At 61.5% G+C, this 23,184-nt stretch carries 19 protein-coding genes; 4 read left to right on the forward strand and 15 right to left on the reverse strand.

Annotated features, from left to right (window positions below; translation table 11 throughout):
- Window positions 1-43: 43 nt before the first annotated feature.
- From AWR36_RS09695 to epmB, 4 genes are all read right to left on the reverse strand, one after another.
- Entirely contained in the window at window positions 44-2,011 is a 1,968-nt protein-coding gene (locus AWR36_RS09695; protein ID WP_067084254.1) for a M1 family metallopeptidase, read from the reverse strand.
- A gap of 175 nt (window positions 2,012-2,186) precedes the next feature.
- Entirely contained in the window at window positions 2,187-4,274 is a 2,088-nt protein-coding gene (locus AWR36_RS09700) for an EAL domain-containing protein (RefSeq protein ID WP_067084256.1), read from the reverse strand.
- Window positions 4,275-4,413: 139 nt separating this feature from the next.
- Window positions 4,414-6,081 (reverse strand): hypothetical protein, encoded by a 1,668-nt coding sequence (locus AWR36_RS09705; RefSeq protein ID WP_067084258.1) that lies wholly within the window; start codon window positions 6,079-6,081, stop codon window positions 4,414-4,416.
- A gap of 154 nt (window positions 6,082-6,235) precedes the next feature.
- A complete protein-coding gene (gene epmB / locus AWR36_RS09710; RefSeq protein ID WP_067084260.1) occupies window positions 6,236-7,273 on the reverse strand; it encodes an EF-P beta-lysylation protein EpmB in 1,038 nt (345 codons plus the stop codon).
- A 126-nt stretch (window positions 7,274-7,399) separates the two neighbouring features.
- Here epmB and efp point away from each other — a divergent pair, with 126 nt between their 5' ends.
- Window positions 7,400-7,972, forward strand: coding sequence for an elongation factor P (gene efp / locus AWR36_RS09715; RefSeq protein WP_067084262.1), 573 nt, complete (start codon window positions 7,400-7,402; stop codon window positions 7,970-7,972).
- A 74-nt stretch (window positions 7,973-8,046) separates the two neighbouring features.
- Window positions 8,047-9,006 carry an EF-P lysine aminoacylase EpmA gene (gene epmA, locus AWR36_RS09720; RefSeq protein WP_067084264.1) on the forward strand — a complete coding sequence of 320 codons (960 nt, stop codon included), beginning with the start codon at window positions 8,047-8,049 and terminating at the stop codon, window positions 9,004-9,006.
- 21 nt (window positions 9,007-9,027) lie between these two features.
- Here the strand turns inward: epmA and AWR36_RS09725 are convergent, their stop codons facing one another.
- From AWR36_RS09725 to AWR36_RS09755, 7 genes are all read right to left on the reverse strand, one after another.
- Window positions 9,028-9,828 (reverse strand): GNAT family N-acetyltransferase, encoded by an 801-nt coding sequence (locus tag AWR36_RS09725; protein WP_067084266.1) that lies wholly within the window; start codon window positions 9,826-9,828, stop codon window positions 9,028-9,030.
- A 73-nt stretch (window positions 9,829-9,901) separates the two neighbouring features.
- Window positions 9,902-10,723: a serine O-acetyltransferase gene (gene cysE, locus AWR36_RS09730; RefSeq protein ID WP_067084268.1), complete on the reverse strand. Its 822-nt coding sequence runs from the start codon at window positions 10,721-10,723 to the stop codon at window positions 9,902-9,904.
- Window positions 10,724-10,743: 20 nt separating this feature from the next.
- Window positions 10,744-11,730 carry a serine/threonine protein kinase gene (locus tag AWR36_RS09735; RefSeq protein WP_067084270.1) on the reverse strand — a complete coding sequence of 329 codons (987 nt, stop codon included), beginning with the start codon at window positions 11,728-11,730 and terminating at the stop codon, window positions 10,744-10,746.
- Window positions 11,731-12,057: 327 nt separating this feature from the next.
- Window positions 12,058-12,438 carry a DUF6632 domain-containing protein gene (locus AWR36_RS09740; RefSeq protein ID WP_067084272.1) on the reverse strand — a complete coding sequence of 127 codons (381 nt, stop codon included), beginning with the start codon at window positions 12,436-12,438 and terminating at the stop codon, window positions 12,058-12,060.
- 57 nt (window positions 12,439-12,495) lie between these two features.
- Window positions 12,496-12,867, reverse strand: coding sequence for a VOC family protein (locus tag AWR36_RS09745; protein WP_067084274.1), 372 nt, complete (start codon window positions 12,865-12,867; stop codon window positions 12,496-12,498).
- A gap of 17 nt (window positions 12,868-12,884) precedes the next feature.
- Window positions 12,885-14,966, reverse strand: a complete 2,082-nt coding sequence (locus AWR36_RS09750) for a TonB-dependent receptor (protein WP_231745297.1) — start codon at window positions 14,964-14,966, stop codon at window positions 12,885-12,887.
- Window positions 14,967-15,233: 267 nt separating this feature from the next.
- Window positions 15,234-15,833 carry a GNAT family N-acetyltransferase gene (locus tag AWR36_RS09755; protein WP_067084276.1) on the reverse strand — a complete coding sequence of 200 codons (600 nt, stop codon included), beginning with the start codon at window positions 15,831-15,833 and terminating at the stop codon, window positions 15,234-15,236.
- Between the two features lie 251 nt (window positions 15,834-16,084).
- Here AWR36_RS09755 and AWR36_RS09760 point away from each other — a divergent pair, with 251 nt between their 5' ends.
- On the forward strand, window positions 16,085-16,621 hold the full coding sequence (locus AWR36_RS09760; RefSeq protein WP_067084277.1) for a cytochrome b: 537 nt from the start codon (window positions 16,085-16,087) through the stop codon (window positions 16,619-16,621).
- A gap of 19 nt (window positions 16,622-16,640) precedes the next feature.
- Here the strand turns inward: AWR36_RS09760 and AWR36_RS09765 are convergent, their stop codons facing one another.
- Complete coding sequence (locus AWR36_RS09765) at window positions 16,641-18,557, reverse strand: DUF3604 domain-containing protein (protein ID WP_067084279.1); 1,917 nt, start codon at window positions 18,555-18,557, stop codon at window positions 16,641-16,643.
- Between the two features lie 561 nt (window positions 18,558-19,118).
- Window positions 19,119-21,056, reverse strand: a complete 1,938-nt coding sequence (gene acs, locus AWR36_RS09770) for an acetate--CoA ligase (protein WP_067084281.1) — start codon at window positions 21,054-21,056, stop codon at window positions 19,119-19,121.
- A gap of 253 nt (window positions 21,057-21,309) precedes the next feature.
- Here acs and AWR36_RS09775 point away from each other — a divergent pair, with 253 nt between their 5' ends.
- The gene (locus AWR36_RS09775) at window positions 21,310-21,663 is read left to right on the forward strand and encodes a cupin domain-containing protein (protein WP_067084283.1); all 354 of its coding nucleotides are present in this window, start codon (window positions 21,310-21,312) and stop codon (window positions 21,661-21,663) included.
- Window positions 21,664-21,702: 39 nt separating this feature from the next.
- On the opposite strand, the gene panD is transcribed toward AWR36_RS09775, so the two are convergent.
- On the reverse strand, window positions 21,703-22,095 hold the full coding sequence (gene panD, locus AWR36_RS09780; RefSeq protein WP_067084285.1) for an aspartate 1-decarboxylase: 393 nt from the start codon (window positions 22,093-22,095) through the stop codon (window positions 21,703-21,705).
- Between the two features lie 15 nt (window positions 22,096-22,110).
- A complete protein-coding gene (gene panC / locus AWR36_RS09785; protein ID WP_067084961.1) occupies window positions 22,111-22,959 on the reverse strand; it encodes a pantoate--beta-alanine ligase in 849 nt (282 codons plus the stop codon).
- Window positions 22,960-23,184 lie beyond the last annotated feature (225 nt).

The following is a 23,184-nucleotide window of genomic DNA, read 5'->3' on the forward strand; positions in this document are numbered from 1 at the left end:
GGGCGGCGGCAATGGCCGCCACCCCGGGCGCTTTACTGGCGTATTACTCGGCGTCGTCGCCGTAGATAATTTTGCTGTTCACTTTCACGGTCAGCGGGTGATAGCCGGCCTTGGCTTGCTCAAAAATCTGCGCTGCCATTTCCTGTTTGCCGCTCTCCACCAGATTGCGGTAGAGGGGGCGCAGGAACTTGTTGCGGCCGATCTCGGTGAGGAAGTTTTCCAGGCGTTCGAAGGCCGGCTGGTAATCGTTGCGCACGGCAATCATCAACCAGCTGAATGCGATCTCATTGTTCTTGGACTCGGTGAGATTGAATGCGCTATCAAGCGCCTGCAGCTGTTCCTCGCTCAGTTTCTCCGGCATTCCGTCCAGGAAATATTTCCACTGGTGGTAGGTCCAGTCGCTGGTATCGATGTCCGCGGCGGCCATCTCGCCATTCAGCCACTGCTCGCGCACCGGGTCGATCTTGCTGAATGCATCAGACGTGGGGACCGGCGCGCCCTCCGGGATGCCAGGCTCATGGATCCACTGGCGGATACGCTCGGCGTCCAGCTTGTCCGGGTATTGGGCCAGCAGGGTCTTCTCCAGGTACTGCTCGAAGTCTTCCGTGGTGATGCTCTGGAAGGCAAAGTTATTGAAGTAGTCCAGCAGGAACTGATCGAAGTTCTCGCGACCTACCTTCTGCTCCAGCTCGTAGAGGAACAGGGAGCCCTTCTCGTAGGGAATATTGGAAAACACCTCGTCCGGATCGCGACCGCGCAGGTCGATGGCCATGATCTCATCGCCGTCGGGACGGTCCGCCAGGTCCGCCTTCAGATCGTCGTAACCAAGCGCCATTTCCATACGATAGCGCTCGTCGCCATAGATATTCTGCATGATGCGGTTGGTAAGGTAGGTGGTGAAACCTTCGTTCAGCCACAGGTCACGCCAGCTGGCATTGGTGACCAGGTTGCCGGACCAGGAGTGGGCCAGCTCGTGGGCGATCAGCGCTACCAGGCTCTTGTCACCGGCGATCACGGTCGGAGTGATAAAGCTCAGGCGCGGATTCTCCATGCCGCCGAAGGGGAAGCTGGGAGGCAGGATCAACAGGTCGTAGCGATCCCAGCGGTAGGGACCGTAGGCCTCTTCAGTGGCCTCGAGCATGGACTCGGTATCTTCGAACTCGGCCGCTGCGCTCTCGAGCAGTTCGGGTTCGGCGTAGACACCGGTGCGCTCACCCATGGGCTTGAATTCCAGGTCACCCACCGCCAGCGCCAGCAGGTAGGAGGGAATCGGCTGCGGCATGGAGAATTCAAATACACCGTCCATTTCCGCTTCAGGGTCGTTGTCCGCACTCATCACTGCGCGCAATTCTTCCGGGGTGCGGATGGTGGCGTTGTAGGTAATGCGCACCTGCGGCGTGTCCTGCAACGGCACGAAACTGCGGGCGTGGATGGCCTGGGCCTGGGTGAACAGGAAGGGGTGCTCGCCGCCGGCAGTCTGCTGGGGTTCCAGCCACTGCACACCGGAGGCGTCCGGGGAAGTGCGATAGCGGATGGAAACCGCGGTGGCATTCTTCGGCAGCTCGATCTTCAGCGGCGTGCCCAGGTTGGGATCAGTCTCGCCCATGGAGAACTTCACCGGCTGCAGCTGCCCACCGTGACCGGCCTCCACTGACTCGATCTCCAGGCCACGGGTGTCCAGGATCAGGGGCTTCTTCTTGTCAGTCAGACGCTTCAGCTGCAGCTTCGCCTCGCCCTCGAGCACCTTGCGATCAAAATCTACGGTGAGGTCCAGGTCCACATGTTTCACGCGGAAATCACTGGTATTGGCAAAGGAGTGGTAGTCCACGCCGGATTCCGGCTGGTCGGACTGCGCCTTTGCTTCTTCCCGCACTGCTTCAGCAGGCGCTTCTGCAGTCGGCTCGGCGGCGGTCCGGGTCTCGGGCTTTTGCGGCTCCTCTGAGGGGGAGCAGGCCGCCAGCAGTGACACGGCACCGATCAGCAGGCTGGTACGAAGAAATCTGGAAGACATATCAAAGCTCCAGTTGGTTTTTTGGCTTCTTGAAATTGCGCTAAAGGATAACCAAACGGCGGCAGAAGGTGAAAGCGCGTTGCAGGAAAAGGGATCCCGGAGTAGATATTTTGCGCGTTTTGACCGCCAGTAGAGAGGAAATTGCCGACGGCGAGGGGACACCGCCGGCCGCGGCTCAGTCCAGGCTGAAGTCGAAAGCCATTTCTTCAGCGGGCGCCTGGACATAGTAGCCCTGGATATAGTCTGTACCCGTCTGCCAGAGGGTCGGCAGCATGCTGGCCTGCTCGATATGGGGAACGATGACCTTGGTGTTGGTGGCAGTGAGCTCCTTGACCAGGTTGGCCAGGGTCTCGCTGCTCTCGCCCTCATCCTGCACTTCGCGCACGAAAGACGGGTCCACTTTGGCCATGTCGACCTTGACGTGCTCCAGCGACTTGAACGGGTTGAGGCCGGTGCCAAAGTGGCAGACCGCCACCCGGCAGCCCAGGTCCTGCACCTGCTTGGTGAAGTCCCGCGCGGCATGCAGGTTGCTGTTGATGTCTTCCTGGCGCAACTGGAACACCACGGAACTCGGCGACACCTTGGCGGCCTTGAACGCCACCCCCAGCCAGGCGGGCAACCCGCTATCCACCAGGGTGGCCGCAGTCAGGTGCAACAACAGTGTGACCTGTTTGCCGTCCGCCCGCTGTGCCGCAGCCGCCTTCATGGCGGAGAGGATAATCCAGCGGTCCATTTTCGTGGACAGGCTTGCATCGCCGATACCTTCCAGGAAAGCCACCGGGGCCAGCTCTTCCTTTCCGTCTACCAGGCGTACCAACACCTCATAGATGTGCTCCCCGCTGCCCTGCAGGCTCAACACCGGCTGGTAAAGCAGCTTGAGATTACCGGCCTCAAGGGCCTGGGCCACCCGCGCACGGCGGTAGGTATTGGCATCGTCGTGCTGTTCGGTGTCTGGTTCATACAGGGCAAAACTGTTGCCCTTGTCGTTTTTCTGCAGGGCCTGGTCATGGGCCTTGAGCGCCTGGTTGAGAACCTTCTCGCCACTGCCGGAGGCCTCACTGAGCAGGGAAATCCCCACTGAGGCGGTGACCTGCACGGTCTTGCCGGCGGCCTCGAAAATGGTGTCGGAAATTTTCTGGAGTAATTCCTTCGTGCGACGCTCGGCGCTGTCGGGCGTTGTCTCGGACATCAGGAGGCAGAAGCTCTCGTCGCCATAGCGTGCCACCAGGTCACCGCGGCGCAGGCTGGACTGTAGCAACTCCGCCACTTTCTTCTGCAGGTCATCGGCACCCGCCACCCCAACGGTTCCCAGTACCGTCTCCTCGAAACGGTCGATCTCCAAGTACAGGAGGCCGCCGGTGCGCTGGGAGCCAGCGATGGAGTTAATGGTCGCGTCCAGCACACGGAGAAAGTGCTGGCGATTGTAGAGGCCGGTGAGGGGGTCTCGATTCTTGATATCACTGAGCTGGGCCTCCAGCTGTTCGGTATCGCCCGTCCGGGTGGCGATCCGCACCTGCAGGCAACGTTCTTCATCGTAAACCGTGGAGAGTACTTCCGCCCTGGTTGGCAGCGCGGAGCCGGAAGCGGTCTTGGCCGTGAACTTCCACTGCCGGGCTTCCACCTCATTGTTGTCGATCGCGCACTGCTTGAGGAATTCCCGCCCGTCCTCGCGCTCGCTCTCGGTCAACATATCGATCAGCGGCTGGTACTCCACATCGTCGTTGTTCTGATAACCGAGCCGCTCGGCGAAGGATTCATTGGCGTAGACGATCAAGCCATCGGAGACATAGGCAATGGCATCCTTGGAGCTGTCCAGCAGTTCTTTGGCCCGCTGCAGCGTGGCATGGTAGCGGCGGTCATGGAGCCGGGCCCGGCGGCGGTTCTCCAGCGCCAGCATTTCCCGCTGGATCACCAGCAACAGGTGCTGATCCTCATCCACCGTGACCACGTCCCGTGCTCCCAGCTTCAGGCCTTCCACCACCGGCTGCGCGCCATTGCGCTCACTCAGCAGCAGTACGGGGACATCCTTTTGCATCTTGTGGATTGTCCGCAGGGCTACCGCGGGCGCGAGCTTGCTGCTGTTCTCCGCAGCAATCAGCAGATCCCAGGTCTTGTCCTGCAACAGTTTCACCAGTGCGGCCTCGCTGGTGACGTGCTGTGCCCGGTTGGGACGGCCGGCGTTGTGCAGCATGCTAACCAGCCGTTGGGCCTCCGAGGGCATATCGTGAATCAGGAGAAGTCGAATAGTGTCGCTGCTGCTCATCTTATTGCTCTTTGTGACTACTGCGGCGGCCGCTGGCGCGGCCGCAGGCACCGGGAAGGGCCGGCGCTAAAGGAGCTTAAGTTTAGGTTGCGTCAGCAGTCACTTACAAGGGCACCGACATCCGTGGTCGCGATGCTCGTCACACAAATTCAAAGCACGCGAAACTGCTGCCGCTTTCAACCTGCCTGCCGAGCCGCAGGGAGCGCGCCTCGGGCCGGCAGAGCAACTCCCCATTGTCGCCGCATTTAAACAGCGGTTCCGGCAGCGCAAGCGCCACCCTCTCCCCGTCTGCCATGCGCAGCAGCAACCCCGAAATCGGCGCCGACAGATGCCCGGCATTGGTATGCCGCTGCACCTGGACCACCAGGGTCTCGGAGGCCAGCACTTCCAATCCGGCCCGGACACAGTCCGGCAGCGTGTACTGCCAGCGAATGATTGCCAGCTGCCAGGTGTCTACCAGGCGCACGGCGAGCAATTCGCCGACACGTACTTTTTCGGCCAGTTGCGCCGGGAGTTTCAGGCCCATACCGCCGCTGCTGAAGTCTGCGACTCCCGCCTCTACCGCGCGGTAACGCTCGGCAACAGACTCGCGTACGCCCCCCTTCCAGCGACTGCCAAGGCTCGGGGCATCGGGCAGAACCCCACCAAATTCACTGGCCTGGCGACGCAGCCCCGTGCGTGTGCCGGAGCTCGCTTCGCCCTCACTTTTGCTACCACAGAAGCGGTCGAGGACTTCTTTTTCTGGAGGGGTACCGGTTCCCAGGTGATGGCAGACGGCACCGAGGCCGACCAGCACCTCGCAACGCTGTTCCGTCGGGGTGCGGCGCTCATGCCGGCCAAAGTGATCGGCCCAGCCGCAATACACTCGGCGGACCAGCCCTCCCTCGCTGTCCCCGGGCTGACGGGACAGCTGGTCGAGAAGCCGCTTCAGATCGATTTTCCACCCCAGTGGTGCAGTGAAGTGACGCAGGTCGAGCTGGCAGTTTTCAATGCGATTGCTGGGAATCGGTGGCTGATCGAGTGCCAGTGAGGCGAGCAACCCGGCATCGCGGTCTGCATAGTTGTCATCGATGGCGGCATCGCCGGCCCAGCGATGGGTGAGAGACCACAACCGCTCCTGCTCCGCCACCTCGAGTTGCCCCGGGTTGGCACTGGCAAAGAGCGCTGCCTGTATGTAGGCATTGGCAACCCGGTCACGGCGCTGTGGATGATGGCGGTCCCGTACGGCCCGGGTATCCAGCTCCTGCGCCCGGGCCAGCTGCACCAGCAGCTGCAGGTTGCGCCAGGTATGGCGCGGGGTGGCGACAGAAAACAGGGGGACGAGCTGTATCAACCGGCGGTAGGCATCGACGGCCCGTTGCAGGGCGCGGGCATTACGCCGGCGCCCCAGCAGAGGTAGGCCCGGCTCCAGGCGCAACTGCTGTGCCAGTGCACTGTAGGCCAGCGCCAGCTGCTGGAGCAGGCGTATTGAACTGCGCACGCCCGCCTGCAGCGCAGGGCCGCGGGCATTGAGCTGACCTGCCTGACGCAGTGCCATACCATCGACACAGGCCAGGGCGTACTCCCGCACCAGCTCCAGCATTGGCAGGCGCTGCGAGGCAGGGCCGCGCCAGCGGGCGATTTCATCGGCAAGATTGATCAGTAAGGTCGACAGGCGTTGCTGGTCACTGGCCTGATACGGCTGGAGATACTGGTCTGCGAGCCAGTCATACAACTGGCGCTCGCTGTCACAGCCACAGGTCAATGCGTCCAGTGACGGTGGCGGCAGCTGAAGCCGCGCAAACAGATCTGGTGCGGTGATCGCCATACGGGACACCGTTTGAGTGGGAGCTTCCGGCATTTTCTCTAACCATCCATTGGTTAGCCGCCAGTATAGGGAGCGGATAATTCCTCAAACAAGCGGTTAATAAGGAATATCACGCCAAAATTGTGAAATCCGTCACCTGCGGGTCACGTTCGGCTCAGATCGGTGTCTTGGAGGCCTCACCGGCGATCTCCCGTACCAGTGTCGGAACCAGGTAGCCCGGCAGGCGCTTCCGGATCGCAGCCACGAGGGCCAGTGCCCGATCGTCGGTAATTTCGAAATGCGCCGCGCCCTGGACCCGGTCCAGCTGGTGCAGGTAGTAAGGCAATACGCCAGCTTCAAACAACCGCTCGCTCAGCTGGGCCAGCGCCTCCTCGGAGTCGTTGACGCCACGCAGGAGCACTGCCTGGTTCAACAGCGTCACGCCGGCACTACGGAGCTTCTGCAAGGCAGCGTGCACCCGCTGGTCGATTTCGTTGGCATGGTTGCAGTGCAGCACCAAGACCGGTTTGAGCCTGCTGCCGGTCAACCAGCCCAGCAGCTCGTCCGTCACGCGAGCGGGTGCGACGATCGGCAGGCGGGTGTGCACGCGCAGGGTCGCGAGCTGCGGTATGGCCGCCAGCTGATCGGCAACCCACTGCAATTGCCGGTCACCAAGCACCAGTGGATCGCCGCCACTCAGGATCACTTCCCGCAGTTCACGCTGCCCGCGGATATAGTCCAGGGCACCCTGCCACTGGGAGCGGCTCAGGTGGTTGTCGCCGTAAGGGAACAGGCGGCGGAAGCAGTAGCGGCAGTTCACCGCGCACTGCCCGGCAGCAATCAACAACAGCCGTCCGCGGTATTTGTGCACCACCCCCGGCACCGGATTGGCTGCGCCCTCCCCCAGCGGATCCGGGGTGAATCCCGGAACGGGCTCCAGCTCCGGCGCGCCGGGCAGGACTTGCAGCAGCAACGGATCCTGCGGATCGCCCTTGGTCATGCGGGAGAGAAAGGGGCGCGGGACCCGCAGGGCGAAGTCACCACTGGCCCGCAAGGCAGCCGGCAACTGGGCCGGATCCAGCTCCAGCAACCGGATCAGCTCCCGGGGATCGGTGACCAGATCGCCAAGCTCCTCCTGCCAGCGGCGCTCGGCGTGCTGCGCGGGGTCATCGCTGGCAACGATTTCACGGGGAACGGGGGCGTGCTGTATCATATGTGGCTATTCAACTTGCGCAGAGCGCGCAAATTTTAAGCGCCCAGACCAAAATTGGAAGGGCAAAAATTGAGAGGAAGGCCGGCAACCATCGCCCGCCTCCCCGAGTTGCACTCAGAGGAATCCATGGCTAGTTACTCCACCAACGAATTCAAGGGCGGTCTCAAGGTAATGCTGGACGGCGACCCCTGCTCCATCGTGGAAAATGAATTCGTCAAACCCGGCAAGGGCCAGGCGTTCAACCGCGTCAAGCTGCGCAACCTGAAGACCGGCCGGGTCTGGGAGCGCACCTTCCGCTCCGGTGAGAGCCTGGAAGCCGCGGATGTCATGGACCGCGATATGGAATACCTCTACAACGACGGCGAGTTCTACCACTTCATGGAGCCGGAAACCTTCGAGCAGCATCAGGCCAGCGCAGACGCGGTTGCCGATGCGGCCAAGTGGCTCAAGGAGCAGGATGTCTGCACCGTGACCCTGTATAACGGCGCCCCGCTGGCGGTCACCCCGCCCAACCACGTGATTCTGGAAATCACTGACACCGATCCGGGTCTGCGTGGCGACACCGCCCAGGGTGGCACCAAGCCCGCCACCCTCTCCACCGGCGCCGTGGTGAAAGTACCGCTGTTCCTGGAAATCGGCGAGACCGTCAAGGTAGACACCCGCACCGGTGAATACCTGGGCCGCGCCAAGGACGACTAACTGGTTGTCCGGACCCTGCTCCGTCACTCTTACCGCCGCCAGCCGGCGGCGGTAAGCCTGCTCACGCGTTACCCATGAGTTCAGCAACACCGCCCTGGCAACCGACGGCCAGCATCCAGGCCCTGCATCAACGCGCCGCCCTGTTGGCGGATATCCGCCGTTTCTTTGCCGAGCGCTCGGTTCTGGAGGCGGAAGTACCGACACTCTCCCACCGCGCCACGAGCGACCCCCATATCGATTCCATTACCGCCCTGTGCACCGGCGAGCCCGTCTATCTGGCCACCAGTCCGGAATTCGGCCTGAAGCGCCTGCTCGCCGCCGGTTTTGGCGACTGTTACTACCTGGGCAAGGCATTCCGTGAGGGCGAAGCCGGCGGGCGTCACAACCCCGAGTTCACCATGCTCGAGTGGTATCGGGTCGGCTGGGATGACCGCCGGCTGATGGAGGAAGTCGGCGAGCTGCTGTCTCAGGTGCTGGGTATCGGGAATATCCGCTCGCTGAGCTACCGCGAGCTGTTCCAGCACCACCTGCAACTGGATCCCCACCGGGCCAGCGATGAAGAGCTGCAGGAGTGCGCCCGCCGCGAGGTGGAACTGTCTTTTGTGCCCGCCAGTCGCGACGAGTGCCTGGACCTGCTGATGAGTCACCGCCTGGAACCGGCCATGGGGGACGGCATTACCCTGCTCCATGACTTTCCCGCCAGCCAGGCCGCCCTGGCCCGGGTGGAAACCGACGAGACAGGCACACCGGTCGCTCGACGCTTCGAGGCCTATGTGGCCGGCCTTGAGCTGGCCAATGGCTACTGGGAACTGACCGACGCACAGGAGCAGCAACGCCGCTTCGAGGCAGACCACCGCTACCGCGCCATGCAGAAACTGCATGTGTATCCATTTGAAGAACGTCTGGTGGCTGCCCTGGAGGCGGGCATGCCGGAGTGCGCCGGGGTCGCCCTTGGAGTCGACCGGTTGCTGATGCTGGCGGGAGGCTACCAGCGTATCGAAGAGGTGATCGCCTTCCCGATCGAGCGGGCCTGAGCCGGCCCTGCGCAGGAATCCTCAGGGCTCGAAGCGGTAGCAGGCGACCTCGCCCACGGCAAAGAACCCGGCCTCCAGCAACAGTTCCTGGCGGTCCGCAGGGGTCAGCGCCACCGCGTGCTTGTGATGGCTACTCTGGAGCTGCTCTACCAGGTAGTGAAAGAGGGCCCGGCCGATGCCCTGGCCCCGGTATTGTTCATCCACGAACAGGTCGTAGAAACCCAGGGCGTCTGCGGAGGCGTAAAGCGATGCCCCGGCCACCATCTTGCCATCCATCCGGCCGGCAAAGTAACGCAGCCGACTGCGTTTCGGCTCCGGCACCTGGGCCAGGGCCTGGTAGAACTTGCGGATCTGCGGCCCCTCGCGCTCGCCGCTGTAAGCCAGCGCCTGCAGCTGCCCGTACTCCTCCAGCGACTCGGTAGTTACCGGCGCCAGCTCGAGCTTGCCCTGCAGGTTCTCGGGCAACTCCTCATCCGCCGCCAGGCGTACCACTTCCGCCGCCATCGCCACCATCGACGGCTGCCGTTTGAAGCCCAGCTCCGACATCTCGCCCGCGTCCAGCGGCCTGTTGGCGCAGTGCCAGAGGGTGAACGGGCTGTGACGCTCGCGGAAGTAGTCCACCACGAACCGCTGCAGGATCCGCGATGGCATCACCGCGGTGGTCACCGCCTGGTTGAAAGAGTGGGAGAGCAGACCGCTGTCGGTGCGCAGTACGCCGGTGATCTCCTTGGTGGCATCCACATTCATCAGGCCCGCGCAATAGCTGGCATGGGCCTCCAGGTTGCGGTTGACCAGATTTTTGGCGCTGAGACTGTATTTCATGCCTGTAAGAATAGCTTCCTTTGCCTCACCACCAAGCGGGATTACCCGGTGGTAACAGGTGCCCTGCCCTCCTTCACGGCAGCTGCCGTTCCACCTGGGTCAATGCACACTGGTCCATGGATAGCGCCGGCTGGTCACAGCTGGCGTCGCAGATCACCCTGGCTGGCACTCCCGCCACCAGTTTCTTCTCAGGAACCGACTTCAACACCACGCTGCCCGAGGCCACCTGCGCACAGCGGCCGATCTCGATGTTACCCAGCACTTTACTCCCCGCGCCGATCAGCACACCCTCGCGCACCTTGGGATGGCGATCACCGCTCTCCTTGCCGGTACCGCCCAAGGTCACGGACTGCATGATGGAAACGTTGTTCTCCACCACCGCCGTCTCTCCGATCACGATGCCGGTCGCATGATCCAGCAGGATTCCCTGTCCAAGCCGGGCTGCCGGATGGATATCAATGCCGAACACCACCGAAATACGATGCTGCAGAAACAGCGCCAGTGAGCGACGCTTTTCCCGCCAGAGCCAGTGGGCAACCCGGTAGGCCTGCAGGGCATGGTAGCCCTTGAAGTAGAGGAACGGTTCGTAAAGAGACTTGCAGGCCGAGTCCCGCTGGAAAACCGCCCTCAGGTCCGCGCGAGCGGCACGGCCGATGCCCGGATCCGATGCCAGCGCCTCATCGATCACTTCCCGGATCAACAGTGCCGGGGCCACCGGACTGTCCAGCTTGTTGGCCAGATGAAAACTCAGCGCCTGCTCCAGGGTGGCGTGATTGAGAATCGTCGCGTGCAGGAAGCTCGCGAGTATTGGCTCCAGCTCAGCCTGCGTTGCCACGCCCGCGCGGATTTCCCGCCACAGGGCATCGTCGCCAGTCTGCATCTGATGGGCTTCCATCGCTGCTTTGAACCTCCTCTTCAGACCGCGCCCAGAGTCAGCGGCGGCTCCTGTAATGCCGCCTGCTGTTCGCGCAGTGCCAGTATATGTTCCGCCCAGTAACGCGGCGTGTTGAACCAGGGAAACGCCAGCGGGAAGGCCGGATCCTGCCAGCGGCGTGCGAGCCAGGCCGCGTGGTGCAGCTGCCGCAGGCAGCGCAGCGGCTCCACCAACTGCAGCTCGCGGGGATCGAACGGGGAGAAAGTCTCGTACCCCTCTATCACCGCATCCAGGTAGGCTGTCTGCTCCGCGCGACTGCCGGAGATCAGCATCCAGATATCCTGGATTGCCGGCCCGGTGAGGCAATCATCCAGATCCACAAACCAGGGGGTTTCATCCCGCCACAGGAAATTGCCCGCATGGCAGTCCCCGTGCAACCGCAGCTGCCGCCAGGGCTGTTCAAACAGCGGCGCTACCCGGTCGATGATATCCGCGGTCACACTTTCATAGGCAAGCCGGTTTTCCCGGGGCAGGAAATCCCCACTCAGAATGAATTCACGACTGTCGATGGCAAAGTGCTGCAGGGTGAGGGCCGGGCGGTGCTCGAAGGGCCGGCTGGCACCAACCGCGTGGATACGCCCCAGCATGGTCCCCACCTGTTCCAGGTGGTCAAAGTTATCCAGCTCCAGCTGGCGACCGCCGCGACGCGGGAACACAGCAAAACGGAATCCCCCGTGCTCCATCAGGGTCTTGCCATGGAATGCCAGTGGCCCCACCACCGGGATCTCGGCCTCGACCAGCTCGCGGGTAAAGGCGTGCTCTTCGAGAATCTGCGCATCGGTCCAGCGGCCGGGGCGGTAGAATTTCGCGATGAGCGGCTCCGCGCCCTCGATCCCGACCTGGTAGACGCGATTTTCGTAGCTGTTGAGCGGGAAGATCCGCGCATCGGACCAGAGCCCGACCGACTCGACACAGTCGATGACCATATCCGGCGTCAGGGCTTCGTAGGGGTGGTGGCTATCGGACATAGACGCTATCGACTGGCTAATGGCCGCCAATGCTAACGCGCCGCAGCGGCAGGGCCAACTGTGCCCCGCCAGATTCACCCGGCCCTGGCTCGACGGTCTTGCCTATCTCTCCGATGGCGGCAACTCCAGCGCTCCTTTTTCGCCGCACTCACCACTCTCGCCGACAAACTGACAGAGTGACCGCATCGCCATGGATACGACAGCTGCCCTCATGATGCACCTCCAGGTTTCAGGCACACCCCGCTGATGCACCTCGATGGCATGCAGAATAGCGGGGCGGGAGACCCGGGGGAAATCGAACCTGCTTATGGCTGCCATTGTCGTGCGCTATGCGTTCCGTCGCTTCATCAGATAACCCAGTATCAGCGCCACCAGGAAAAGTGCCGGCACATCTCCGAGCAGATTCATGCACTCGGCGGGGTCGGCAATTGCCTGCACAAACATGATGGCGCCATGGACGACACTGGACCAGACCGTGAACCAGATCAGGCTGGCGTTGGCCGAGGGATTCCTGGCCGCCAGAATCAGGAAGACACCGAGCGTGGCATAGATCCCCATGATCATCTGCTCGTATTCATGCTGCCTTGGCTCCCACCCCCAACCATCGGGCCAGATCCACATCATCATGGGGTAAAGGCCAAAAATGAAAAACAACCCGAATACAACCAGACAGACTTTTAGCAGTCGATTCGCTGTCGTTGGTGTCACGGGATCAACACTCCTGAAAGGGAATCGGAGAAATACTGGAGAGAAACAGCAGACTACTCACTGCACGTCCGGCAGATGGCAGACAACTTCCAGGGTGTGGCCGTCAGGGTCAAGCACACAAGCCGAGTAATAGTGCTCGTGATACTCCGGGCGCAAACCCGGCGCACCCTTGTCCTTACCGCCGGCGTCGATGGCTGCGCGATAAAAATCGTCGACGGTTTCTCGATCTTCGGCGCGAAAAGCGATATTTATGCTGGGACTGGTGCTCTGCCCACCCTTGATCCATAAATCGGGTTTGTCGGCCCAGCCGAATCCCGCCCACTCATTGAATTCCAGAATCAATTCATAGCCCAGTGGAGCCAGCGCCAGGCGGTAGAATTGCTTGCTGCGCTCATAACTGTGGATATGGATAGCGATGTGATCAAGCATGGCCTGTATTACCTCCGTCAGAACCGGTAGCGAACGGATGCCCGCAGGGCGCGCGGCTCGAAAATATGGTAGTGGATATCCTCGATACCGTCGGCCGGCTCTCCGGGCAAACGAGAGGCATAAAAGTAGTCGACATCATGGTCACCCGAGTCGAGCAAATTGAGAACGTCCAGCTGCAATCGCCAGTCGGAAAAGTCATGGCCTACTCTCAGGTTGACCAGGGATGATCCGTCGGATTCGACCTCGCCGCTCTCGATCAACGGATAGGGACCGAAATGACGTAAATGCATGGAGGCGAACCAGCCGCGCTCGCCCCGATAATTGATCGCCGCACTGGCGACCAGGGGTATCGCCCCGGGAGTTTCGCTGCCGGCCGCATCACGACCGGCAAAGGCGGCATCGGTGTAAGACAGCTCCAGCTCGGTATTCAGGTTTTCCGCAGCAAACCAGTACACCCCCAATTCAACGCCGCTACGCTCGCTGGGACGACTGGCTTCGGTATTGCCGGCGTCGCCGACAAAAAGCAATTCCGAGTCCAGATCCAGCTTCCAGAGGGCCAGGGTGCTGTGCAGTTTATCGGTAACGAAAATTCGCGCTCCCAATTCCGCACCGCTCGACTGCACAAGAGGATCGACCGCTTTCACCGACTCACCGGTGACCGGATCCACGTTGATGACAGTACCCCGGGCGTCATTGGAGTGCAGGCCCTGGCCGAAGCTGGCGTAGAACTCGGCAACTGGCAGTGGCTGCCAGGCGAGGCTCGCCTTCAGCGAGGTCGCGCCATCGGACTCGGTGCCACTGTTGACTGGCAGGGAGGCATCCACGTCAAACGTATAGAAATCATGGCGCAATCCGATATAGCTGCGCAGCGTCTCAGTCAGTGCGTAGTTATGGGCAGCAAAGACACCAATACTGTCCTCGAGCACGCGATCCTCTCGCACCGTGGACAACCGGGAACGACGCTCGGCCTGATAGAGGCCCACACGATCGATATCATCCCGCCGCCCCTGCAAGCCGACCTCCCAGCTGGCGCGCTCCTGGCTCCACTGCTGGGCCAGATCAAAACCGAAAATCTGCCGGTCATCGAACTGCTGAAACTGGTCGCCGCGGAGCGGGTCGTCGAGGCGATAGGTGAAGTTGGACCAGAGAGCGAACTTGTAATCGATCACGTAGGCGCTGGAGCTGAAATCCCCACCGGCCAGCGGACTGTCCCAACTCGCAGACAGGCTGCGCCGGGCGGTATCTCCCCCCAGGTCCGGATCCAGTGAGCCGAAGGCATCGATCACACCCTGCGCCACGGCCCGCGAAGGGATTTGATCCGGAGAGTTCCAGTCGTTGTCGTAACTCATGGCAGTGACGCTGCCACGCCCCTCGCCCAGTTCGCCACTGACTCGCAGCAGCAGATTGCGCTTGTTTACGTCCTCATCCACGTCGCTCCAGGGCCCGGCGTAGGTCTGCCACTCGGCCGCATAGAGCAGGCTTACAGAATCGAGCTCAGTGGAGTCCGCGATCACTCCCCGGCGCCAGCCAAATTCACCGACGCTGCCCTCGGCTACACCCCGGGCCAACCGATTCGCCATTTCGAACTCCGCTGAACCGGCGGAGGAGAAGTCCCCCACATCGGCATAGTAGGGCCCCTTGCGATAGCGCAGCCGCGCAATGGTCTCCGGGATCACGAAGTTGAGATCCGTATACCCCTGACCATGCCCATGGCTTCGCAGGTTTACCGGCATACCATCCACCGTAGTGGCAAAGTCTGTGCCGTGGTCCAGGTTGAATCCGCGCAGGAAATATTGATTGGCCTTGCCGCTGCCGGAGTGCTGAGTGGCCACCATTCCCGGCACGAACTCCATCAGGTCACCGGTCCGCAGCATCGGCCACGCACCGATTTCCTCCGGCCCCACCTCCCCCTCTGAAGCACTGATGGCTTCCCCGGTCAGGTCCAGTCGCCGCCCGATCACCAAGACCTCTTCCAGGCCTCCGGGAGATTGCTGATCATCAACCTGCCGGGCAATTGAGTGGGGGGCAATGGTCGCACTGGCGGTGACTGCGGTGAAAGCGATAAAGCCCATGGACAGGCTCACTGATGAATCCCTCATGACGAATCCTTTATTATCAGGGCTGACTCAGTGGAACGGCTCGATGCCAGACAGGGAGGCCTCTCAGGCGCCTCAGAGGAAGAGAATGGATCCGACCGGATTCCAATCAGTGACCCGGCAAATCAATCGGCAATGAGCCCAGTGAATCAAGATAGTCGCTGGGTCACACAACGAGTGGAATGACCCGCCATCTTGCCTGTACCGGGCCGCAGAAGTGACTGCGCCGTGGCGCGAGGAGAGATTTGGACTGGCAGTAGTCGACGGCAATCAACCCACTGCGCCGGGCAGCACCTTTGATTGCACCCGATTGCCCGGGTGCCAGTCCCGCTGCAACAGCGCCAACATTACGGAGTCCTGAAAACCGTCCGGCTCGAGCCAGCGGTCCCTCAACACACCCTCGCGCAGGAAGCCAAGCTTCTCCAGCAATTTCAGTGATGCCTGATTGCGGGGATCCACATCCGCCTCGATGCGGTGCAGTTGCATTTGTAGAAACGCGAAATCCAGCAACAGCCGTAGAGCCTGCAGCATCAGCCCACGTCCCTGGAACCTGCGCGCCAGCGCAAAGCCGATTTCGGCGCGGCGGTTGTCGCGGTCGATCTGGGCAAGTGTGCAGGTGCCAATGAGCAGCCCCTGATATTCGACTCCCCACTGGTAAAGCTTGCCGGTCAGAAAACCCTGTTGGATCGAAAGCAGAAAAGCCCCGGCGTCATCCTCGGTGTGCAGGCAGGCGATGGCCATGAATCGCACCACTTCAGGATCGCCGAAAATAGTCCGCAGAGCGGGCAGGTCCCTCTCACTCAGCCAGCGGAGCCGGTAATCTCCTGAAGCGAGTGTCGGCAAGCTGCCGACAAAGTCGTCGGGATTCAATGCTCACCCCCGGTGCCACAATGCCAATGGCATAATTCCCACATATCTCATCCGCCAGTTGCAGATCCACCCTGTGCGGCCCCGAGCGGTCCGCCCCGGTCGCTATTATCCCTACCCGCTGCCGCCCCCCTACATCCGGTCCAGCCGGTCACCGACTGTCAGGGCCACCATCTCTGGCGCGTATGGCCTTGTGGTGGAAATTGCGGCAGGATAAGTCGGCCAAGAACAATGAGTCTCACAGGAGTTAACCAATGTCCAACCCCGCGAAATATTCCCTCCCCATGCGCCTGATGCACTGGGCCATGGCCGCTCTGATCCTGGGGCTGATCGCCGTCGGCTGGTATATGGAGGGGCTGGACCGTTCTGTCGAAGCCAAGTTCGCCGTATTCTACCCGCTGCACAAATCGTTCGGCGCCCTGGTGCTTCTGCTGGTATTGATGCGCGTGGTGATGAAAGCATTCACCGCGAAACCGGCCATGCCCAGCTATGTAAACGGCATTATGCGCAAGCTCTCCGTGGCCTCACACCACCTGCTATACATGCTGATGCTGGCCATCCCCCTGTCGGGCTACCTGATGTCCAATGCCGGCGGTCGCGCGGTGGAGATGTTCGGTATCACTCTGCCGGTGCTGGTAGAGAAGAACAAGGCGCTCGGGTCGCTGATGCACGACATCCACGTAACGGCGCCCTACGTGCTGCTGGCCCTGATCGCCGTACACATCGGCGCTGCCATCAAGCACCACTGGTTCGACGACAGCGAGCGCAGCTACCTCCGGCGCATGGCCTGATTCCGGCAAGCACCTTGCCCTATGCCCCGCCCGGATCGCCCGGCGTATACCAGATAGGTGATGTGTAGGCGCGATCCTGGATCGTGGCCGGGACCCGCTCGGGGCGCGGTATGTTGAAAAACGCCGCGTCGTAAGTGGTCCAGCGCGGGGTGGGGATTTCCAGCACCCGGACGTAGTAAAAGGCCGCCTGTGCCGGGTCAAAGTCCGGGTCTTCCCAGTAGGCGGCCATCACCGGTTCGCCAATGGTGTTGGTATAGGTGGCCTTGTCCAGGTCCACCGTCGAGCCCACCGGAGTCTTGCAGCGGCCGTCGCGGCCGATTTCACGCCCGTCGGAAACTGCCACATCGTAAATGCGCTCGTGCGTCTCGCCACTGGCGTCGACCCAACCCTTGATCACCTGCACCCGATCCAGGTTTGCCCCATCCGGGTCCCGCAGGGCACGAACCATAAAACGCGGAACAGCGCCGGCGGGGGCCTTGCTGAGGTCACCGCCCATGGGCACCCCTCTGCGGTAACCCTGGTCGGCGAAATCCGGGCGTGACACTTCCTCCTTGGCGAAATCCCAGCCGGCAAAAACCCGCACACGGATGCGCGTACCTGTGGTGGCGTAAACCTCCTTGCGCTTGAGCGCATCGAAGATGTCCCGGCGGGTGTTATGCCGCGCCCACACCGCAGTGAGGCCCGCGGCGGATTCCTGAGAGGTGAGGACCTCCAGCGCCGGGTCTTCGGCGGGGATAACCTCAGTGTTGTGGCGATCCGCCGAAGGCTCCGTGGCCTTGTATTTGCCGAAGTAGTTCTCCTCACGGCTTGAGGCAAGCGCGGTGTGGGTGTCTGTTGCCGCCGTGAGGCCGAACTTGTACGGGTTTACCCCGATCCGCTTCTGCTGCTCCAGCCCCATCCGCAAGGCCGACCGCGCGTACTCGCCGCGCAACATAGCCTTTTCCTTCCCCGCGGTGCCGGCAATGTTACCCGCATCCCAGTTCTCGAAATCCGCAAACTCATCGTTGGGCGAGAGGTATGGGTGCGCCTCCTCGTCCCCCTTGATCTGCGAAACCTCATGCAGCGGTTCCCAGCGCATGCGCCGCCTTGCGTAGTCTGCACTGATGGGCTTGCCGTCAAAGTCGAGGCCGTTGAACATCAGCCCGTTGCTCAGGTTGCCGTTATGAGGGATAGCGATCGCGCGGCCACCAGTTTTCTCCTCGTACCCCGCCAGGTACTTCCACAGGTCCTCGGGATCGAGACTGTCGAACATTGAGAACGGCAGGGTTCGGCCGGTCTTGTCGTCGCCATCTGCAAAAATCACCACCCGGTGCAGGTTGTCCCCTCCGGGTGTGGAGGTCCACTCGAACCCTGTCATGGCGGTGAAATGACCGGGCTCATTGTACTGCTCGGCCTTTTCGACGAAGTCCTGCCAGATGGACGCAGTGGCGTCATTCGAGCTGAGCGGGTTAACACCCTCGACGGTACCGAGCTGGATGATCTCTGCGAACACCTCCTGCTGCCCCTCGAGCCCGGAGTTAAAGCGCTCGTAGGCGGACTTGCCCCAGGCATCTGCGAGCAGCGCGGGGTGCCCCTCTCGCAACATGGGCGCGAAACCAATCATCTCCGCGTGGTCGGTAATCACCAGGAAGTCCAGCGGCCGGATCAACTGAAAGCGCTGCCCGCTGTTGGACAGCACTTCCTCGCCGCGGGCACCGCGATAGGCAGCATCGACATCGAGGGTGGTACCGATCAGGCCCGCATCAAATGACAGGTGCGTATGGAAGTGTGTGTCCCCGAATAGCACCTGGTCAGGGTAGTCGCGCCCCGCGTAGGGAGAGTACACGCGCTCAGCCACCGGATTCTTTTTCTGGCCCTCGTAGGGGGAGGCCTGGGCAGCCACTGCGAGTGCCGCCATCGAGGCAGCGAGGATCAGGGGAGCAACAATCGTTTTCATCGGTTCCTGTCACATGCGGGAGGGAGGATGATTTTTTGGGTGGACGGCTACGGCCGTGAGGGCTGTCTGATCCGCGTGCAGAAGTGTAGCCCACCGCGCTGGCGGCCCGTGGCCGTGGCGTGCAAGCAGGGTGGGATTCGCCGCCGGCAGCGAGCCGTTTATTTCCAGGCAGCACAGCATCCTCTCCCCAGATGCCGGAGCTGCCAATCCGTGTCCGCCCTGCTCCAGCTTGACCGCGCTTCCTGCGCCTGAAAGTGATCGCGCAACCGCGACGGATAAATACTTCGACGAAATCTGTTACAGCGTATTTTTTAAGGGGAAATTTGCCGACGTCGACGCACGGAAGCCGAGGTTTCGCTGGCGTGGGGGGGGGGGGGGGTACAGGGCCAACCCGCTGCTGCAGGGGCTGGCCAGGCTGTTTACGGGGCAGAAGCGCTGCGCGTTCGCTGGCTGCCAGCGCGACCGGTGGGCGCCGCCAATACTGCGACGACACGCCAACCGTTGGTCGTGCACAAAAAAGCCGGGCGCTGCCCGGCTCTCAGCTGGTCCTGTCCAGAACCACTACTGGTTGGCGCGATGCTCAATCAACTCATCCACCACCGAGGGGTCGGCGAGGGTGGAGGTGTCGCCGAGGTTTTCCAGCTCGTTGCAGGCAATCTTGCGCAGGATACGGCGCATGATCTTGCCGGAGCGGGTCTTCGGCAGTCCCGGAGCCCACTGGATTACATCTGGCTTGGCGATCGGACCGATCTCCTTCACACACAGATCGATCAGTTCCTTGCGCAGCGCCTCGGAAGGCTCGTGCCCCGCCTTCAGGGTGACATAGGCGTAGATACCCTGCCCCTTGATGTCGTGCGGGTAACCTACCACTGCCGCCTCCGCGGTATCGTCGTGGAGAACGATCGCGCTCTCGATTTCGGCCGTGCCCAGGCGGTGGCCCGATACATTGAGCACATCATCGATGCGGCCGGTGATCCAGTAGTATCCGTCTGCATCACGGCGGGCACCGTCACCGGTAAAGTAATAACCGGGGAAGGCGGAGAAGTAGGTATCGATCATGCGCTGATGATCACCGAAGACGGAACGGATCATGCTCGGCCAGCTGGCTTTCATCACCAGCGCACCCTCACCTTCACCGTCGATTTCCCGCCCTTTCTCATCCAGTAGTGCCGGTTGTACGCCAAAGAACGGCTTGGTGGCGGAGCCCGGCTTCATGTCGATGGCGCCGGGCAGGGGTGTGATCAGGTGTGCACCGGTTTCCGTCTGCCACCAGGTGTCGACAATGGGGCAGCGCTCATCACCCACCACCTGGTAGTACCACTCCCAGGCCTCTGGATTGATGGGTTCGCCCACCGTACCCAGCAGCTTGAGGGAACTGCGATCGGTTTTCGTGACGTAGTCATCACCGGCACCCATGAGGGCGCGGATCGCAGTGGGCGCGGTGTAGAAAATATTGACCTTGTGCTTGTCCACCACTTCCCAGCAGCGCGAGGCATCCGGGTAGGTGGGAACGCCCTCGAACATCAGGCTGACGGCACCCGCGGAGAGCGGCCCGTAAACGATATAGCTGTGTCCGGTAATCCAGCCCACATCGGCGGTACACCAGAAGACGTCGCCCTCTTTGTAATCGAAGGTGTACTTGAAGGTCATGGAGGCCATCAACAGGTAGCCGGCAGTGGTGTGCAGGACGCCTTTTGGCTTGCCGGTGGAACCGGAGGTGTAGAGGATGAAGAGTGGATCCTCCGCATTCATCACTTCCGGCTCGCACTCCACACTCTGTTCGGCTACCGACTCGGAATACCAGATATCCCGCTTGCTGTCCCAGTCCACGTTGGCACCGGTACGCTTGACCACGATGGCGGTGTGCACATTGGGGCAATTTGAGAGTGCCTGGTCCACATTGGCTTTCAGGGGCACCTTCTTGCCACCGCGCACACCCTCGTCGGCGGTGATCACCAGCTGGCAGTCACTATCCAGGATGCGGTCTTTGAGCGAGTCCGGAGAGAAACCGCCGAAGACCACCGAATGCACGGCACCGATACGGGCACAGGCCAGCATGGCGTAGGCCGCCTCGGGAATCATCGGCATATAGATACAGACCCGATCGCCCTTGCTCACACCGCGGGCACGCAACAGATTGGCCAGGCGGCAGACCTGCTGGTGCAGCTCGGCATAGGTGATGACTTTGCTGTCGGCGGGGTCATCGCCTTCCCAGATAAAGGCTGTCTGTTCGGCGCGGGCGGGCAGGTGCCGGTCGATACAGTTGACGGTGACGTTCAGGGCGCCGTCGGCAAACCAGGCGGCGTGGCCGCGCTGCAGGTCTTCCTCGCGCACCTTGGTAAATGGCTTCTGCCACTGCAGGAAGTCCTTGGCCTGCTGGGCCCAGAAGGCATCGGGATCTTCGATGGACTGGCGGTAGAGCTTCTCGTAGTCATCGGCACGGATATGTGCCTCGGCGGCAAATTCCGCCGGCACACGGCGAATGTGGACTTCGGACATCGTTTTCTCCCTTATTGCTCTTATCGGGATTAATTTTCTCGGCTTCATCGCACTGCCGCTGGTCAGCGGTCAGTCTGGTCGGTCAGTTATATCATTCACGAAGCCAGAATGACAACGCTGTCAAGAATGCGGTCATTTCATGGTAACCCGCTGTACGCCGGCTTTCACCGCTCGACACGGATTGAGGTGCCAATTTCACGTAAAGCCGGGCACAATAGCGCCACAAAAAAGTGATCACATTTTGAGGTGGACCATGAACAAGAGATTGCTGCGCATCGTCGAGGGCCAGGGGGAGCAGGATGCCGGACCCGTGGCCGAGGAGAAACTCCTGGCCGGCAAGCCCCGGCAACTCACCGAGCATTTCTTTACCAACACCAAAGAGAATTTTTTCTGTGGCGTATGGAGCTCAGACACCGGCAAGTGGAAGCTCAGCTACAGCGAAGATGAGTTCTGCTACATCATCGACGGGGAAGCGATCATTACCGATGCGGACGGACACAGTGAGCGTGTCGTCACTGGCGACGCTTTTTGCATTCCCGCAGGCTTCGAAGGCAGCTGGGAAACCGTGGGCAGCGTGAAGAAGTTCTACGCCATCTACGAAGAATGAGGAAACGGCGGTCGACGACCGCCGCTGAACAATCCGCCCTCAGGCGGTGACTTCAGCCAGCTGCACCGGGATGGTATTGGTGCTGCGCTCCACCCGGTTGTGCTCATCGAGGTAGACGAGCCGCGGCTTGAAGGTGTCCGCCTCCACCTCGCTCATCTGCGCATAGGACGCGATGATGATGCGGTCCCCGACCTGCACCCGGCGGGCGGCGGCACCATTCATTGAGATGATCCCGGAACCCCGCTCGGCGAGGATCACGTAAGTGTGGAAGCGCTCGCCATTGCTGACGTTATAGATGTCGATCTTCTCGAATTCACGCAGACCCGCCAGTTCCACCAGATCCTGGTCGATGGCACAGGAGCCGTCGTACCAGAGTTCCGCCTGGGTAACTGCCGCCATATGCAGTTTGCACTTCAACATCTCGATCTGCATTTCCTCACCCTCCCATCACAACTCAAGGGATACGTTGTCGATCAGCCGCGCGGCGGTGGTGTACATGGCCCCCAGCACGGTGATCTCGCGGTCGTCGTGAGCGGCCGGCTCCAGGTTGCGACTATTGCGGATGGAGAAATAATCCACCTGGAAGCCACTGTCTTCGATCCGCGCCTTTGCCTCCGCTTCCAGCTCGGCGAAGTCACGCCGCCCCTGCTCGATCGATTCACGGACCCAGTTCAGCGAGCGGTTCAGTACCGCCACCCGGGGACGCTCTTCCGGGGTGATGTAACTGTTGCGGGAACTCATCGCCAGGCCGTCGGACTCCCGGTGCACCGGTGCGGCAACGATCTCCACCGGGATGCAGAGGTCCTCCACCATGCGCCGGATCACGGCTAATTGCTGGAAATCCTTGATACCGAAAACGGCCTGATCCGGCTGTACGATATTGAACAGCTTGGCCACCACGGTAGTGACGCCCTCGAAGTGCCCGGGACGACTGGCACCACAGAGCACATCGGTCATAGCCGGACAGACCACGCGGGTCTGCTCATCCATGCCATTGGGGTAGATTTCGCTTTCTTCCGGGTGAAAGAGAAAGTCGCAGTCCACGGCTCGCAGTCGCGCCATGTCCTGCTCCATAGTTCGCGGGTAGGTGTCCCAGTCTTCGTTGAGACCGAATTGCAGGCGGTTGACGAAGATGGACACCACCACCACGTCACAGTGCTGCCGGGCCAGGCGCACCAGCTCGATATGGGCATCGTGCAGGTTACCCATGGTGGGCACAAAGCCGATGGTCTTGCCGTTTCTGCGTGCTCCGGCCAGTGCCTCGCGCAGGCTGGCTACATGATGAAAGACTTGCATCCCGTTCATCTCCACCTGGGTGACCTGGACGCCACCGGGATATTCGCTGCTGGGTAAAATGTGCGCGGCATCATACTCGGAGGATTCGGCGCCCACAATATCGATGGGGAATGAAATCGGGCTAAAAAGCCCAAATTTCGGCGAAAACTAGCGCAAACAGAGCGAACTCCCCCAAAACAGAACAAATACTCAACTTTTGTCGCAGTGCATACCGGCAGCGCCCGG

The sequence above is a fragment of the Microbulbifer flavimaris genome (assembly GCF_001641755.2).
Classification (GTDB): domain Bacteria; phylum Pseudomonadota; class Gammaproteobacteria; order Pseudomonadales; family Cellvibrionaceae; genus Microbulbifer; species Microbulbifer flavimaris.